Consider the following 14,453-nt stretch of genomic DNA (forward strand, 5'->3'; position numbering starts at 1 on the left):
GAGAGAATATAAAAATGGCATGGCAAGGCACTGAAGTAGTCCACGTAGTCGCAATGGATAAAAATCACTGTATCGGCAAAGGCAATGCTTTGCCGTGGCATATCTCTGCTGATCTGAAGCACTTTAAAGCCATTACCCAAGGGGGTGTGGTAATTATGGGACGTAAAACGCTTGAGTCAATGGGCCGTACCCTGCCAAATCGCGTAAATTGGGTGATTACCCGAGATCCCGCTTGGCAATTTGAAGGCGTTAAAGTTGCACATAGTATCGAAGCCGCACTCAATGGCGCACTTACAGACGTGCAACATTCAGAAAAAGCAGCCTTATTTATTATTGGAGGTGGAGAGATTTTTACTCAAACGCTGGCCATTGCCGATCGTCTCGAGTTGACCCATGTGGATCTGGATGTACAAGGTGATGCACACTATCCAAAAATCTCTGAAGATTTTCATAAAGTAAACTCTGAACAGCACAACGATGAAAAATCAAATATTGCCTTTGAGTTTGCAACCTACCAAAAATAAAAACGGATCGCACTTGCCATGCATAATATTGGATCACGTGAATTTTTTATTGCCTTAGGTGTTGGACTATTACATAGCCTATTTACCTTATTCGTGGTTCTTTCCAGTGTATGGCTCTGTCTTGCCTTATGGATTCAGCAGCCACTCGGCACATTGTTTAGCCGAGTCAGCATTATTCTGTGGAGCCTATTTGCACTCAGTTTGCTCGGTGTTTATGTGAGTGGTCATCTGGTCAGTCGCCGCACCGATATTATCATCTACTGTGTTGCGTTTGCCTGTTCACTGATTTGGTATTTCTCCCTCGAAGCCCGACAAGACCGGGACTGGAACCCTGAGGTTGCCGAACAGCTCAGCTATGAAAAGAATGGTGATCTTGTACAACTCCACAATGTGCGTAATTTTAACTGGCATGCGGATGGCAGCTACGACATTCACTGGGAAAATCGCACAATTGATCTGAATAAAATTACCGGGATCAATGTCATTACCTCCTACTGGATGGGACCACAAATTGCCCACACCTTAGTTAGTTTTGATTTTGTCGATCAAAAACCGTTGGTATTCTCGATTGAAATCCGTAAAGAAAAAGGCGAAGACTTTTCCGCGATTGGTGGCTTTTTCCGTAAATATGAGCTCAGTTTGGTGGCTTCAGATGAAAAGGATATCGTGTATACCCGTAGCAATATTCGCCACGAACAAGTCTACCTCTTTCCAATCAGAATGCCTGCAGCTGAACGCAAAGCCCTGTTTATTGAATATCTGCATAAGGCCGATGAACTGCGTGCAGAAGCCAAATGGTACAACACGCTCACCAGTAATTGCACCACACTGGTCTTTGATATGGTACAGGCCATTAATCCACAACGCTTACCCAAAGATTACCGTTTATTGGCCTCAGGTTATCTCCCCAATTACCTCTATGACTTAAAAGCACTTAATCAAAACTACAGCATGAAAGAATGGTATCGCTTGGCGCATATCAATCCACGCGCCGAACAATATGAGCAGCAAGCCAACCAGAGTAGCGAATATTTTTCAACGGCCATTCGTGCCGGGATTCCAAAAAATGAATAATATTTCTACTCATTTTATTAAAAACACCTGAACATTTACAAAAGGATACGCAATATCCTGTTCCACTCCATGTTGTTTTATTCTAATACCAAACATAGAAACACAATGATTTGGACTTAAATTTTATGTTAAAGCCTTTTTTAACAACATGTACTTTGGCAATTGCGGTCGCAATGACGGGCTGTGCAACCACAGAATCGCTCCACACCTCACCGAATGCCTCACAAAAAGAAAGCATCGGCCTCTATAACCGTAATTGGATTGCAACCCAGATCAATGGTGTAGAGATTAAGAGCAATGATCTTTCTGGCAAACGCCCTGCAATTCAGTTCGATGCCAAAGGCAAACGTTTCTTTGGTGCAGACGGCTGTAATCAGATTCAAGGTAGCTTTGAAAGCCAGGGTTCTATCTTACGCCTAGGCCCAATTGCTTCAACCATGATGGCCTGTATCGGCAACGACAACAGCGCCCTCTCTCGCCAATATGCAAATGCTTTGGCTAGTACCACAAGCTATGAGCTCAAAGGTCATGAGCTTAAATTCATGGATCCATCAGGCAAGGTTCTGGTGAGCTTTGTTACGGTGATTCAACCACTGCCGTAATTTACAGATCACAAAAAAGTAAAAGCTCGTTGCAAACACGGGCTTTTACTTTTTAAGCACTTCGTTTACTTTAATAACATTGTTAAAATTAAAAATTGGGGAGTTGTATGCAACAGGCACTATTTGGTGGTGGATGTTTTTGGTGTGTCGAAGCCGTATTTCTACAACTCAAAGGTGTAGAAAAAGTGGTGAGTGGTTATGCGGGTGGAGTCAGTCAAAACCCGACTTATGAACAGGTCTGCCAAGGCACGACTCAACATGCTGAAGTCATTCTGGTTGATTTTGATGAACAGCAGATCAGCTATACACAATTGTTGAATGTGTTCTTTACCACACATGATCCAACCACGCTAAACCGTCAGGGCAATGACATTGGAACGCAATACCGCTCTGTGATTTATTACTTCAATGATGAACAAAAGCAGCAAGCTGAGCAGGTCATTCACAGTCTGGAAAATGAAGGACTAAATATCGTAACTGAGCTCAGCCCAGTACCAACGTTCTACCCTGCGGAAGAGTATCATCAGAACTTCTTTGCACGTAACCCGTCACAAGGCTACTGCAACTTTAGTATTCCGCCCAAGCTGTCTAAACTCCGTGCCAAATATCTTGACCTGCTCAAAGATGAATAAGCATAAAAAAAGCAACTCACCGAGTTGCTTTTTTTATGGGCTATGTTGTCTTAGTTTTCACTGACAAACGCAATATCACTTAAACCTGCTTCACTAGCACGCGACATGACTTGTGCAACCGTATCATATTTTGATTCTTTGTCAGCACGTAACTGAACCGTCGGTTTTGTCTCAGCCTGACCCGCTTCCTGGAAACGCTTCTCTAGCTCATCCAAGCTAATGATTTGCGCATCCCAAGCCACTTCACCTTTACTATTAATACTGATGGTAATGGCTTTTGGTGGCGGATCAACAATTTCAGCAGTTGTTTTTGGTAAACTTAATGGAATTGATGGGTTAGCAACCGTAGCTGTGACTAAAAAGATAATCATCAATACCAACATAATGTCGATCAGAGGAATGAGATTCATCTCATTCATGCCACTGTCGTGGTCTTCACCCAATTGAAAGCCCATCTTAAGCTTGACCTCCAACTAAACTTTGTTGAGTCGCTTTAGTTTCTGTTTTTGTCGCTGTTTCTTGCTGCAACATGGTATCAATTAACAGGCCATGCGCTTGATCTTGTAAATCATGTGCCAAACCACGGTTAAAACGTACACAAATGTTATAAGCCATTACCGCTGGAATCGCCACTGCAAGCCCTAGCCCCGTCATAATCAAGGCTTCACCTACGGGTGTTGCAACCTGAGCTAAACCAGCCTGTCCGCTTTTACCTACTGCAACCAGCGCATGGAAAATTCCCCACACAGTACCGAATAAACCCACAAACGGTGCCAGTGAAGCAATTGTTCCAAGCACAGAAACGCCTTTTTCTGCTTGAGATTTCTCAGCAGAGATCTGGCGAAGCAAGGCTTGTTCAGCCACAGCTTTACGTTGTTCAAACGATAAAGGTTGTAACTTTGATTTAAGTGCCACCAGCGCTTGCACAAGTTGGTTATAAGCCTGTTGTTTTAATTGGCGTGTTCCTAATAGGCGCAGAATGAAAATAGTCCACGTCGCAATCGACATTGCTAATAGGATGAAATACAGTGTTTTACTTACTGCATCTGCATGTTGCCAATAAACTGAAAAGTTCATATACGAACTCCTGATTTAATCTGTCGCAAGGACTCAAATTTATTAAGGACTAAGATCAAACGGTTGCTCTGCTCGAATTGGGTAAGCAACACCATTTTCCATATACGGTTTAAATTTCGCACTTCTGACAGCACGTAAAACTTTTTCATCTAAACTCGGTAAACCACTGCTACGAGTTACCCGAGCATTGGTAATTTTACCTTTTTCATCCGCTTCAATCAGTACCATCACGGAACGTGCCTGATTATCTAAATCTTTTGCTGTTACAGATAATTTCGGTGAACGACTCCACTGTACGCCTGAACCACCAATCGATACACGTTTTGGCGATGGATCAGCAGCTGGTTGCGGTTTGGCAACTTCCTGAACAGGTTGCGGTTTTTCAACCACTTTTTCAGTTACTGTTGTCGTAATTTTGGTTTCAACTTTTGGCTCAACCTTGGGTTCAGTTTTCTGAAGCACAGGTTTTGGCGCTTCTTTAACCTGTTGCACCTTTTCAATTTTTTTCGGTGGTGGCAACGGTTTTTCAACAACCTTCACTTCCTTCACTTCTTTTTTAGGTTCAGGCTTTGGCTTTTCTTTCGGTTTTGGTGGTTCTGGCTTAGGTGGCTCTTTAATTTTAACGAACTTTACCTTAAGCGGCTCTTTCTCGACTGGTTTTAACTCAATCGTTTTCATGTGGCTCACCGCCCACAGAACGCCTACATGTCCAATCACAACTGCAACTAAGGCAGCGATGATCTTCTTTTTCATCGGGTGTGGCGTGTTGAATGTAGCAGGAGATTGACTCATAAGAATCTAAGTACCTAATAGATGGTGACGCTTTGAAAAAAACGATTTCACTCATCGGATAGAACAATGAAAGTGCCGTAATAATAAATGAGAAGTGTTTTCATTTGCAACCGTTTTTTCTTGTATATTTGCTAAGCTTTTAAAAATAGACATAAAAAAACATGCCTTTCGGCATGTTCTGTTTAAATAGAATCAAGGCAGCGATTTAGAAAACAACGGTCTTGTTTCCGTCGACAATAATACGGTCTTCTAAATGCCATTTCACAGCGCGCGCCAAGACATTACGCTCAACGTCTTCACCCAATTCACGCAGCTGTTCAACGTTGTAATCATGGCTCACACGTTCTACATCTTGCTCAATGATCGGGCCTTGATCGAGATCAGCCGTGACATAATGTGCTGTCGCCCCAATCAACTTCACCCCTTTCTCATAGGCTTGCTTATATGGATTTGCTCCTACAAAAGCCGGCAAGAATGAATGGTGAATATTGATAATTTTCATTTCCCATTGTGATACAAAGTCCTCACTCAGGATCTGCATATAACGTGCCAAGATCAACAGGTCATTGCCTTGCATCATCTCATTGATCTGTGCATAGGCTTCAACTTTATTGTCTTTATTGACAGGGACCACATGGAATGGGATACCAAAATTTTCAACTGATTCACGTAAATCTGGATGATTTGAAATCACTTGGGTAATTTCACACGGCAATGAACCACGTGCATGGCGCCATAACAACTCCAAGAGTGCATGGTCAACTTTAGAAACCAGAATACCAACTTTTTTCAGTTCACCGACAAAATTTAGTTTCCATTGCATACCATAGCGTTCAGCAACATTTGCAGCAAAGGTCTGCATTAATGCTTCTTTACGCGATTGCAAATGATCAAGTTCAAACTCAACACGCATAAAGTAACGCCCGCCTTGAGCTTCTGTCGCGTACTGATCAAGTGCGGTAATGTTTGCTCCCTGATGATACAAAAAGCTCGATACGGCTTGCACGATCCCCGGCTTGTCTTCACAAGTAATCAGTAATCGTGCTGTGTGGGCTGTAGTCGTGTTCATTTGGTTAATATCACTTATTCGAATCAAATTAAAATCAAGCCGAGCATTCTAACCCTTTTTTGCGGTTGACTAAATAGCTGCTGTCGATCTATTCATCATCATTTTTAAGATTAGATAAACTGGCAAACAAATCTGATGGTCCCAGTGATTTCAATAATTGCTCATAAGTTTGACGGCTTTCACCCATTAAATATGGACCTTCCAAGAACACCATTTGGCGTAAGGCCTGCCAGACCCACTTTTCTTCAAGACGATTGTTATCGCTAATATGCCCCGACATATATAAGAAGTTGGTCCAGTTAGTCAGTACAATCCACAAGTTGATGATCAAGGCTTCAATTTCCGAGTCAGTCATGTTCATCAAACCGGCATCCACGAAGGCACGATAAATTTTCTGACCCTGCTGCATGACCTGACCAGCAAAACGCGGGTAAATCTTCCGAAAGTCGTCATTATTTTCAACAAGATGATAAACATCACGGTGAATAAAGCGGTAAGCCCAAAGCTGATTACTCAGCACCTGAAAATAACTGATTTTATCGTTGGCATTTAACGGACGATCTGTTGGTAAAGCCAACATTTCCAAAGTTTCAGCCTGATACTGCTGTGCCAGTTCCTTAATAATTTCCTGCTTATTACGGAAATGATAGTACAGATTGCCAGGACTAATCCCCAACTCAGCCGCAATGTGATTGGTTGTAACCGAACGCTCTCCACGCTCATTAAACAACTGCAAACTGATTTGCAAAATTCTATCTTTTGTTTTGTTCGGTTTAGCGTGCGACATTGATTGTAACCATCTATAACATTATCAATAGGTTATAAAACAAACCTATAAAGCGACTTGACACTTTAGAGTATTTACTCTAAAAATTAAAAATAATAAGCTTTCTTTTGGTCCACTCCTATGAACAGTCAAACAAAAACAACCGCTATGACACCTCATGCTGATGTGAAACGGCTACATGATTTGCTTGAGCAGCAAAAAGCAGCTTACCAACGCCATCCTGTGCCAAGCGCCAAAGAACGTATTGAACGCTTAGCTCGACTTAAAAGTATCTTGGTAAAATATCAAGATCAATTTGCTAACGCAATTAGCCAAGACTACGGCAATCGCGCCGTGATGGAAACCAAAATTGGTGAAGTTCTGACGTGTCTAGAACATATTAAATACTATAGCAAGAACTTAACCGAATGGATGAAACCATCTAAACGCCATATCAGCATGTTACACCAACCAGCAAAAGGGTGGGTAGAATATCAACCGCTGGGCGTGATCGGCATCATTGCACCATGGAATTATCCTTTATTACTTTCATTGGGCCCGTTGATTTGTGCCTTGGCTGCAGGCAACCATGCCATGATTAAAATTTCGAGTGCATCCTCAAACTTTGGCTATGTACTTGAAAATGCATTGGCAGAAGCCTTTCCTCAAGAGTTGGTTGCGGTTGTCAACGGTGGTGGTGTCATTTCAGATGCATTCAGCCACCTTGCTTTCGATAAAATGATTTTCACAGGCTCAACCTCGGTGGGGAAAACTGTGATGGCTGCGGCAGCAGAGAATCTTGTCCCAGTGATTTTAGAATTAGGTGGCAAGTCCCCTGCACTGGTTCATTCAGCCATGAACATTCGTGATGTGGCACAACGTATTGCTGTCGGTAAACTCTGGAATGCGGGTCAAACCTGTGTTGCACCAGACTATATGTTCCTGCCTAAAGGCAAAACTGCCGAGTTCACCAAGCATTATAATGACTTTGTGACCACCATGTATCCAAGCCTACGTGACAATAACGACTATACTTCGATTGTGAATGACAAGCAGTACAACCGGCTACAAGGCTATTTAGAAGATGCGCGCGATCAAGGTGCGACCATTGTTGAACTGAATGCCAAAAATGAATCTTTAACTGAAGTTCGTAAAATTGCACCAACCTTATTAACCGGTGTGACCACGGAAATGGAGATTATGAAGAATGAGATCTTCGGTCCAATTCTGCCTATTTTAGAGTACGAACATATCGAAGAAGCACTTCAATTTATTAATCATCGTCCACGTCCACTGGCTTTCTATTATTTTGACATTGATAGTGCGCGTGCAGATTATGTGGCTAGCCGTACCCATTCAGGGCACTTCGGGATTAACCAGACCCTGACTCATGTGGCACAGGATGACCTCCCATTTGGCGGCATTGGTGCATCAGGTATGGGCAAATATCATGGTAAAGAAGGGTTCTTTAGCTTCTCACATGAACGCTCAATGATGTCGAATCCAGTCAGCCCTAAACTTTACAGTTTAAAATTCATCCTTCCGCCATATAATAAAGCCACACATAAACTGCTTTTGAAAACACTATTTCGCTAAGCTGGTTAAGGCATGAGCTATCACACCAGTTCATGCCTTGTTTTTACCAAATTCGCTTGTCTTTTAATCGTATTTTTGGTATAAAACGCCCCTTGAATGATTTCATCCGTTTACTTGAATGGCTAGTTGCACGAAATTGTGCTGTATAAACTAGCAATGGAGTTCACCATGTCTAAGGTTTGCCAAGTTACCGGCAAGCGTCCTATCGTTGGTAACAACGTGTCGCACGCAAACAACAAAACCAAACGCCGGTTCGAGCCGAACCTGCACCACCACCGTTTTTGGTTAGAAAGCGAAAAGCGTTTTGTACGTCTTCGTTTAACCACTAAAGGTATGCGTATTATTGATAAATTGGGTATCGAGAAAGTTGTTGCTGATCTCCGTGCTCAAGGTCAAAAGATCTAAGGAGTCTGAACAATGCGTGATAAGATTCGCCTCGTTTCTACAGCTGGTACAGGTTATTTCTATACCACTACTAAGAACAAACGTACTATGCCGGAAAAAATGGAAATCAAAAAATTTGATCCAAAAATCCGTCAACACGTCATTTTCAAAGAAGCTAAAATTAAATAATTTTAGTTCTTTAAAAAAAGCGGCTTCATTTGAAGTCGTTTTTTTTGCCTAAAAAAACAGCCATAATAAAAAACATGAAAGCACGATTTACATGATTTTTTTTGATAAATAAAAAAATTGTCATCAACAAATTCGATTTTAGTTGCTACACTTTATTCGCTGTTTTCTTGGCATGTTTTATGCTCATTTATTTCTACCTTAACCGCAACGATTAAGGAGCTCGAATGCCACATGATGTTGATTTAATTATATTACTTGCTGTTGGTTTTGGTATGGCCCTTATTTTTGGCTATATCGCAGCACGTTTACGCTTACCTCCTTTGATTGGTTACCTCGTTGCAGGCATTATTATTAGTCCAAATACGCCTGGTGTGGTTGGTGACATCCAACTCGCTAACCAGTTGGCTGAACTCGGGGTCATGTTCCTGATGTTCGGCGTAGGGATGCACTTCTCCCTCAAAGATCTACTGCAAGTACGCCGTATTGCCTTACCTGGCGCCATTTTGCAAATTGCGGTTGCAACACTGCTCGGTATTGGCGTGTCCATGTTTTGGGGCTGGAGCTTTGGCTCAGCGTTAATCTTTGGCCTCAGCTTATCCTGTGCCAGTACTGTAGTGCTGCTGAAGGCATTGGGAGATCGCGGTTTACTGGACTCGGTGAACGGCAAGATTGCGGTTGGCTGGCTCTTGGTTGAAGATCTGGTGATGGTTCTGGCCTTGGTGCTTTTACCTGCAACAGCCGTGTTACTGGGTGGACAAGCACTACCGGGCACAGATACCTCACAAAGTATCTGGATTACCATTGGCATCACCTTGCTTAAAGTCACAGGCTTTATTGCCTTTATGCTGATTATTGGTAAACGCTTAGTACCAATCATCATGCAATTTGTGGCTCGTTTAGGTTCGCGTGAACTATTCACCCTTACTGTCGTTGCCGCTGCAGTATCCATTGCCTACGGTTCTTATGCCGTGTTTGGGGTTTCAATGGCACTGGGTGCCTTCTTTGCGGGAATGGTGGTCAAAGAGTCTGACTTTAGTCACCGAGCGGAAGAAGAAACCCTCCCCTTACGTGAAATCTTCTCGATTTTGTTCTTTGTTTCGGTCGGTATGCTGTTTGATCCGAGCATTTTAGTTGAAGAACCATTACGTATTTTAGCCGTGGTTGCCATCATCATGGTCGGCAAAACACTTGCTGCAATGGCACTGGTGCTGTTCTTCCGTTACCCAATCAATACCGCCTTAACCGTAGGTGCGAGTTTGGCACAAATCGGTGAGTTCTCCTTTATTTTGGCAACATTGGGCTTATCACTTGGTTTACTGACACCTGATGCTCAAAACCTGATTCTTGCCGGCGCCCTATTCTCAATTACCCTAAACTCATTTGTGTTCTCTGCAATTGAGCCTGCGCAACGCTGGATTCGTGAGCGCTCGCATTTGGCCCGTTTACTAGAGCGTAGTGGTGACCCACTGGCCATGCTCCCAGATGAGGTCGATCAGGCTTACCTGCGCGATCAGGTGGTGATTATCGGCTATGGTGGCGTTGGTCGACGTATCAGCGAAAATCTGATGCAACAGAATATCAAAGTGGTAATTGCCGAAGAAAATCGTGAAATCGTTGAAAAATTGCGTGCCGAAGGCATTGCTGCTGTGAGTGGTGAGGCAACCGAACCGAATGTCTTGATTCAGGCCCACATTCAACATGCTCGTCTGCTGGTGATTTCACCAATGGACATTTTAGATATTCATCGTATTGTCGATATTTCCAAACAGCTTAATCCCGAAATTCAGGTGTTGATCTGCGCAGAAACGAAAGAAGAAGCAGCGGTGATTCGAGAAGAAAATATTGGTGAAGTCTTCTATGCCAAAGAAGAAATGGCCAAGAATATGAGTCATCATATTCTGAACCAGATCGAATTGGCGCATCAGTCAGAAACCCACTAATTCATTGTGGAAACATAAAAAAAAGCGTACTTCAAATACGCTTTTTTTTATGTGTTTGAATTAGCTCAAATGAGTCGGCTGTACGTCCATGACTTCCGCTTGCCATTGGTTCATCTGCTTTTCTAAAAGACCAAACAAAGCTGCCTGAATCATGTGTTGCGCAACCGTTGGGGTCTGATCACCCAAAATCGCTTTCACTTCATCACTAAACTGAATCTTGACTAAAGGCTCATTTTCTTCAGAACCCGCATTGCGCAAAGCCAGCTCACCACCCTCGAGTTGAACCAATTCAAGAACGGCTTCTTGATTACCAAATAATTCTTTTAACTGTTGCATTGACATAAATTTTCTCCATGCTTCAACATGGTGGCAAAGTATTTTGCGCTCACGTCTTATTTATATAAGTACTGTTGGCAAAGATTTCAAGTCATCTTCAAGATTTGACTTAGAACTCCACCATTTCATTACGAAAACCATCAATTAAATGACTTAACTCGCGATGCCATTCACGTAGAATTTTGGCATCCGGCAACCACGCCTGTGGGCTTTGGGTCACTTTAATAATCAGATTGGAAGAAGTCTCGTTTTCCGGTTCTGGCGCTGTTGGCTCAGGCGCATATTGGCACATACGATAAGCACGCTTCAATTCAGCCACAAAACCATCTTTTGCCAATTGCTGCAACACCAGCACCTCAGGTGACACCTGCCCTTTATCTGCCATGTGCTCTTCAATGGACTTAAAGGTTGGCTGTAAGTCATTGAGACGGTAATAGCGTACCAATTCTTGTAAGAAAGCTAAAATTGCACCATGTAAATGAAACACTGCTGCTTCACGATAAGCTTGTGCCTGCTGGATATGTTCAGTTTGCTCCGCTTGTTGACATGCCAGACGAGCAAAATACAGTTTTTGATTGGTGCGATCAGCATGGTAACGAGCAACACGGGACATAATATTTTCCTTCAAGATCCTTTCGCTTGGATAGCTTAAGATTAAATGCTTTAATGATAAAATCAATATCTTTTGAGCCTGCCCATGCATCATATTCAACAAGCCATATTGAGCTTAATATGCTGTATGGCTATTCCCCTCTCGCATAGCTGTGAACCTACTGCCTTGGATTGGGACAAGCTCTATGCCGATTACGATCTCAATCATGATCAAATGATTGATCAAAATGAATGGAAACAACTGATTCACTTAAAAGACCAACCCGTTTCTTGGCAGAAAAAAGCTTTCGCAATTGACCCCAACCGAATGAAAATTTTTAAAGCACTCGATCAAGATCATAATGGTTTAATTGACCAACAAGAAATCAACAATATATATGGCTATTTCATCAATCCTTGTCTAGGCTGGGGTTCGACTTGGGGTAAATGAGACAAGGTCCATGAGCGAATCTCAAGGATTTTAAGCCCTTATACAATCCGCTCAGCACTTGGAGCGACAATTCGATAAAGCCTTATATTGCTTGCGCATTTAAACTTAAGCGTTATCTTCTGCTATTTTCACACGGATGCCATAACCTTTGACTTTCAAGGTATTGAGACCTTTAACGGCTTTGATCGCTTCACGTGGATTTGGCATTTCGACAAAACCAAAGCCCTTGGACTTACCTGTTTCAGCATCTTTGACCACCACGCAAGACTCGACTTTGCCATAGGCTTTGAATAAATCGAGAATCTCCGCATCAGTCACGCTACGATCTAAATTACGAACTAAAATTTTCATGCTAAAACCTAAAAGATGATTCATTCTGTCATGGAAGAGTGCTGTATTTACTGCCCCACAACATCAATCAAGAAATTGAATCTGCTTAGTCTAATCGAAATCAATGCCAAAACCTAAATTGATTGCGGTTTGATGCGAACGCTTGGCTTGCGCATAAGCACGTGGGACATCGCGATGGATCTGCGTATCCACTAAATGTTGAGGTAAATCATTTAGAAAATAGCTTTCTATTTTTCTACCCAGTTCATCATATTGATCATGTGACCATAAATTTAAATTTTGTTTGGTCAAAATCAATTCATTCTCGGCACGGGTTAACGCCACGTACAGTACACGGCGTTCTTCTTCGACATCATCAAAATCACCTTGCGCACGTGCATGTGGATATTGATTGGGAGAGACATGCGGTACATAACAGACTTTTTGTTCCGCTCCTTTGGCGGAGTGGATGGTAATCAACGTCACTAAATCTTGATCAGGACTTTTATCAATTTCTGACACTGAAATTGGATCGAGTACATATTCCTCCAAAAACTCTCCGAGTGAACTATGCTTTCGCGCCAGTTGCTTGACCAGATCAAAGTCTTTGATCCGACGCGTCCAGTCTTTGGTCTTATAGTTATTTTCTAACTGCTCGTTCAAGGCATCCAAGGCTAAACCAATACAGGCTTCAACATGTTGCTGCAGCACATCCAGTTGCATCAAGATCAAAATTGCCTGTTGTGGTACTTTGCCATGTCGCTCTAATCGCTGACAACGTGCCTCAATATCAGGCAGTTGAATCAGCTCCTGTGCCAACTTGCTGGCACCAACATCCCCTACGCCATCCCACAGCGTCAGAAAACGCATCCAAGCCAAGTCATCCTGCGGATTGACACTGACCCTGAGCAAGCTCAAAACATCTTTAACATGCGCTGATTCTAAAAGCTTCACCCCACCAATAAACCGATAAGGGATATTCGCGGCAATTAAAGCCCCTTCCAAATAGCGACCACTAAAACCTGAGCGCAGTAACACCATATGTTCTGCCCAAGCCGCACCTTGCATATGGCGCCGATTCAAATCTTGGATAATCCAATTGGCCTCTTCAAACTCATTGCTCAGAATATGCAGTTGTGGTTTTAAACCTGTGCCACGATAAGCTTGCAAATGCTTGTCATATTCAATCTGACTTTGATCCAGCAACCAATTGGATAAATCTAAAATGCCTTGCGTAGAACGGTAGTTCATTTCTAGTGTCAAGACTTCAGCATCAGCTACACGTTCTTTAAAATGATGGATATTTTCAAAATCTGCACCACGGAAACCGTAAATCGACTGTGCATCATCCCCTACACAAAACAGTTTTACCTTCCCCACCAAGGGCTGTAAGAGTGCCCATTGCAAAGGGTTGGTATCCTGCATTTCATCGACCAATAGCGCCGAACAGAAACTGGTGACCCACTTCACTAACTCAGGTGAATTCTGCAAATGCACTGCCACGATAGACAGGATGTCATCATAATCGAGAAAATTACGTTCTTGCTTACGTTGCTCGTATGCTTTCATCAACTCGGCAATCTGCGCCTTATACTCCACTGCTTGCGGTAATTGCTCAAGCAAAGCATCCGACAATTTGGTTCTGGTATTGCGCGCATAGGAATAGAGATCGCACAGCTCCGCGGCTTTCGGCAACACATTGCCCTTATCTTTGCCACGCAACAGACGGAACATCAACAATTGATCATCTCGATCAATAATACTGAACTGACTCAGACCAAAAGCAGTTGGGTTGCGACGTAATAGATACATACAGAAAGTATGAAAAGTTGAAGCACGCAAGCCTTTGGCCTGTGATCCCATATGCTGTTCAACACGGGTAACAATTTCACTGGCCGCCCGACGGGTAAAGGTCAAAATTTGAATCTGCTGTGCAGGCAAGCCCTGATCAATTAAATAGGCTGCTCTGGCCACAATGGTCTTGGTTTTACCACAGCCTGCCCCTGCCAAAACCAGACAATTCTGTGCAGCCGTTGTGGCTGCTTGTTTTTGTTGCGGATTCAGTTCATCAATTAGCTTGGCAAGCGTCATACAATCGGT

The 14,453-nt window shown here is 42.8% G+C and carries 18 protein-coding genes; 9 read left to right on the top strand and 9 right to left on the bottom strand.

From position 1 onward, the window contains the following. Nucleotides 1-14 precede the first annotated feature (14 nt). The 4 genes from NQU59_RS00940 to msrA all read left to right on the top strand — a co-directional run bounded on the left by NQU59_RS00940 (nt 15) and on the right by msrA (nt 2,832). The gene (locus NQU59_RS00940) at nt 15-524 is read left to right on the top strand and encodes a dihydrofolate reductase (protein ID WP_005239838.1); all 510 of its coding nucleotides are present in this window, start codon (nt 15-17) and stop codon (nt 522-524) included. Nucleotides 525-542: 18 nt separating this feature from the next. Next, a complete protein-coding gene (locus NQU59_RS00945) occupies nt 543-1,598 on the top strand; it encodes an Lnb N-terminal periplasmic domain-containing protein (RefSeq protein ID WP_257064588.1) in 1,056 nt (351 codons plus the stop codon). 125 nt (nt 1,599-1,723) lie between these two features. Then, nucleotides 1,724-2,200, top strand: coding sequence for an META domain-containing protein (locus NQU59_RS00950; RefSeq protein ID WP_096911245.1), 477 nt, complete (start codon nt 1,724-1,726; stop codon nt 2,198-2,200). Nucleotides 2,201-2,307: 107 nt separating this feature from the next. Further along, complete coding sequence (gene msrA, locus NQU59_RS00955; RefSeq protein ID WP_257064591.1) at nt 2,308-2,832, top strand: peptide-methionine (S)-S-oxide reductase MsrA; 525 nt, start codon at nt 2,308-2,310, stop codon at nt 2,830-2,832. Nucleotides 2,833-2,882: 50 nt separating this feature from the next. On the opposite strand, the gene NQU59_RS00960 is transcribed toward msrA, so the two are convergent. The 5 genes from NQU59_RS00960 to NQU59_RS00980 all read right to left on the bottom strand — a co-directional run bounded on the left by NQU59_RS00960 (nt 2,883) and on the right by NQU59_RS00980 (nt 6,557). Further along, nucleotides 2,883-3,287 (bottom strand): ExbD/TolR family protein, encoded by a 405-nt coding sequence (locus NQU59_RS00960; RefSeq protein WP_005239846.1) that lies wholly within the window; start codon nt 3,285-3,287, stop codon nt 2,883-2,885. A 1-nt stretch (nt 3,288) separates the two neighbouring features. Continuing rightward, nucleotides 3,289-3,909, bottom strand: coding sequence for a MotA/TolQ/ExbB proton channel family protein (locus NQU59_RS00965; RefSeq protein ID WP_257064592.1), 621 nt, complete (start codon nt 3,907-3,909; stop codon nt 3,289-3,291). A 42-nt stretch (nt 3,910-3,951) separates the two neighbouring features. After that, complete coding sequence (locus tag NQU59_RS00970) at nt 3,952-4,701, bottom strand: energy transducer TonB (protein WP_005239850.1); 750 nt, start codon at nt 4,699-4,701, stop codon at nt 3,952-3,954. Nucleotides 4,702-4,906: 205 nt separating this feature from the next. Beyond that, the gene (purU, locus tag NQU59_RS00975) at nt 4,907-5,770 is read right to left on the bottom strand and encodes a formyltetrahydrofolate deformylase (RefSeq protein WP_005239854.1); all 864 of its coding nucleotides are present in this window, start codon (nt 5,768-5,770) and stop codon (nt 4,907-4,909) included. An 88-nt stretch (nt 5,771-5,858) separates the two neighbouring features. Next, nucleotides 5,859-6,557: a TetR/AcrR family transcriptional regulator gene (locus NQU59_RS00980; protein ID WP_005239855.1), complete on the bottom strand. Its 699-nt coding sequence runs from the start codon at nt 6,555-6,557 to the stop codon at nt 5,859-5,861. A 120-nt stretch (nt 6,558-6,677) separates the two neighbouring features. Between NQU59_RS00980 and NQU59_RS00985 the strand changes: the two genes are divergently transcribed. From NQU59_RS00985 to NQU59_RS01000, 4 genes are all read left to right on the top strand, one after another. Continuing rightward, nucleotides 6,678-8,132 (top strand): coniferyl aldehyde dehydrogenase, encoded by a 1,455-nt coding sequence (locus NQU59_RS00985; RefSeq protein WP_257064594.1) that lies wholly within the window; start codon nt 6,678-6,680, stop codon nt 8,130-8,132. Between the two features lie 168 nt (nt 8,133-8,300). Further along, on the top strand, nt 8,301-8,537 hold the full coding sequence (rpmB, locus tag NQU59_RS00990; protein WP_004649871.1) for a 50S ribosomal protein L28: 237 nt from the start codon (nt 8,301-8,303) through the stop codon (nt 8,535-8,537). Nucleotides 8,538-8,549: 12 nt separating this feature from the next. Further along, a complete protein-coding gene (gene rpmG, locus NQU59_RS00995; RefSeq protein WP_003654787.1) occupies nt 8,550-8,705 on the top strand; it encodes a 50S ribosomal protein L33 in 156 nt (51 codons plus the stop codon). A gap of 224 nt (nt 8,706-8,929) precedes the next feature. Continuing rightward, entirely contained in the window at nt 8,930-10,645 is a 1,716-nt protein-coding gene (locus NQU59_RS01000) for a cation:proton antiporter (RefSeq protein ID WP_257064596.1), read from the top strand. Between the two features lie 60 nt (nt 10,646-10,705). On the opposite strand, the gene NQU59_RS01005 is transcribed toward NQU59_RS01000, so the two are convergent. Together NQU59_RS01005 and NQU59_RS01010 are read right to left on the bottom strand one after the other, a co-directional pair. Next, nucleotides 10,706-10,987, bottom strand: coding sequence for a hypothetical protein (locus NQU59_RS01005; protein ID WP_257064597.1), 282 nt, complete (start codon nt 10,985-10,987; stop codon nt 10,706-10,708). Between the two features lie 103 nt (nt 10,988-11,090). Further along, nucleotides 11,091-11,594: a DUF6586 family protein gene (locus NQU59_RS01010; protein WP_004655987.1), complete on the bottom strand. Its 504-nt coding sequence runs from the start codon at nt 11,592-11,594 to the stop codon at nt 11,091-11,093. An 84-nt stretch (nt 11,595-11,678) separates the two neighbouring features. Between NQU59_RS01010 and NQU59_RS01015 the strand changes: the two genes are divergently transcribed. Beyond that, complete coding sequence (locus NQU59_RS01015) at nt 11,679-12,023, top strand: EF-hand domain-containing protein (protein ID WP_257064598.1); 345 nt, start codon at nt 11,679-11,681, stop codon at nt 12,021-12,023. Nucleotides 12,024-12,128: 105 nt separating this feature from the next. On the opposite strand, the gene NQU59_RS01020 is transcribed toward NQU59_RS01015, so the two are convergent. Then, a complete protein-coding gene (locus NQU59_RS01020; protein ID WP_004655993.1) occupies nt 12,129-12,374 on the bottom strand; it encodes an RNA recognition motif domain-containing protein in 246 nt (81 codons plus the stop codon). Between the two features lie 90 nt (nt 12,375-12,464). Next, on the bottom strand, nt 12,465-14,444 hold the full coding sequence (locus NQU59_RS01025) for an ATP-dependent helicase (protein WP_257064599.1): 1,980 nt from the start codon (nt 14,442-14,444) through the stop codon (nt 12,465-12,467). Nucleotides 14,445-14,453: the final 9 nt, after the last annotated feature.

Source organism: Acinetobacter colistiniresistens (genome assembly GCF_024582815.1).
Taxonomy (GTDB): domain Bacteria; phylum Pseudomonadota; class Gammaproteobacteria; order Pseudomonadales; family Moraxellaceae; genus Acinetobacter.

What these genes read in the sequence shown, in the direction of transcription:
- NQU59_RS00940 (WP_005239838.1), top strand. Translation starts at nt 15, where the DNA reads ATGGCATGGCAAGGCACTGAAGTAGTCCACGTAGTCGCAATGGATAAA.
- NQU59_RS00945 (WP_257064588.1), top strand. Translation starts at nt 543, where the DNA reads ATGCATAATATTGGATCACGTGAATTTTTTATTGCCTTAGGTGTTGGA.
- NQU59_RS00950 (WP_096911245.1), top strand. Translation starts at nt 1,724, where the DNA reads ATGTTAAAGCCTTTTTTAACAACATGTACTTTGGCAATTGCGGTCGCA.
- msrA (WP_257064591.1), top strand. Translation starts at nt 2,308, where the DNA reads ATGCAACAGGCACTATTTGGTGGTGGATGTTTTTGGTGTGTCGAAGCC.
- NQU59_RS00960 (WP_005239846.1), bottom strand. Translation starts at nt 3,287, where the DNA reads ATGGGCTTTCAATTGGGTGAAGACCACGACAGTGGCATGAATGAGATG.
- NQU59_RS00965 (WP_257064592.1), bottom strand. Translation starts at nt 3,909, where the DNA reads ATGAACTTTTCAGTTTATTGGCAACATGCAGATGCAGTAAGTAAAACA.
- NQU59_RS00970 (WP_005239850.1), bottom strand. Translation starts at nt 4,701, where the DNA reads ATGAGTCAATCTCCTGCTACATTCAACACGCCACACCCGATGAAAAAG.
- purU (WP_005239854.1), bottom strand. Translation starts at nt 5,770, where the DNA reads ATGAACACGACTACAGCCCACACAGCACGATTACTGATTACTTGTGAA.
- NQU59_RS00980 (WP_005239855.1), bottom strand. Translation starts at nt 6,557, where the DNA reads ATGTCGCACGCTAAACCGAACAAAACAAAAGATAGAATTTTGCAAATC.
- NQU59_RS00985 (WP_257064594.1), top strand. Translation starts at nt 6,678, where the DNA reads ATGAACAGTCAAACAAAAACAACCGCTATGACACCTCATGCTGATGTG.
- rpmB (WP_004649871.1), top strand. Translation starts at nt 8,301, where the DNA reads ATGTCTAAGGTTTGCCAAGTTACCGGCAAGCGTCCTATCGTTGGTAAC.
- rpmG (WP_003654787.1), top strand. Translation starts at nt 8,550, where the DNA reads ATGCGTGATAAGATTCGCCTCGTTTCTACAGCTGGTACAGGTTATTTC.
- NQU59_RS01000 (WP_257064596.1), top strand. Translation starts at nt 8,930, where the DNA reads ATGCCACATGATGTTGATTTAATTATATTACTTGCTGTTGGTTTTGGT.
- NQU59_RS01005 (WP_257064597.1), bottom strand. Translation starts at nt 10,987, where the DNA reads ATGTCAATGCAACAGTTAAAAGAATTATTTGGTAATCAAGAAGCCGTT.
- NQU59_RS01010 (WP_004655987.1), bottom strand. Translation starts at nt 11,594, where the DNA reads ATGTCCCGTGTTGCTCGTTACCATGCTGATCGCACCAATCAAAAACTG.
- NQU59_RS01015 (WP_257064598.1), top strand. Translation starts at nt 11,679, where the DNA reads ATGCATCATATTCAACAAGCCATATTGAGCTTAATATGCTGTATGGCT.
- NQU59_RS01020 (WP_004655993.1), bottom strand. Translation starts at nt 12,374, where the DNA reads ATGAAAATTTTAGTTCGTAATTTAGATCGTAGCGTGACTGATGCGGAG.
- NQU59_RS01025 (WP_257064599.1), bottom strand. Translation starts at nt 14,444, where the DNA reads ATGACGCTTGCCAAGCTAATTGATGAACTGAATCCGCAACAAAAACAA.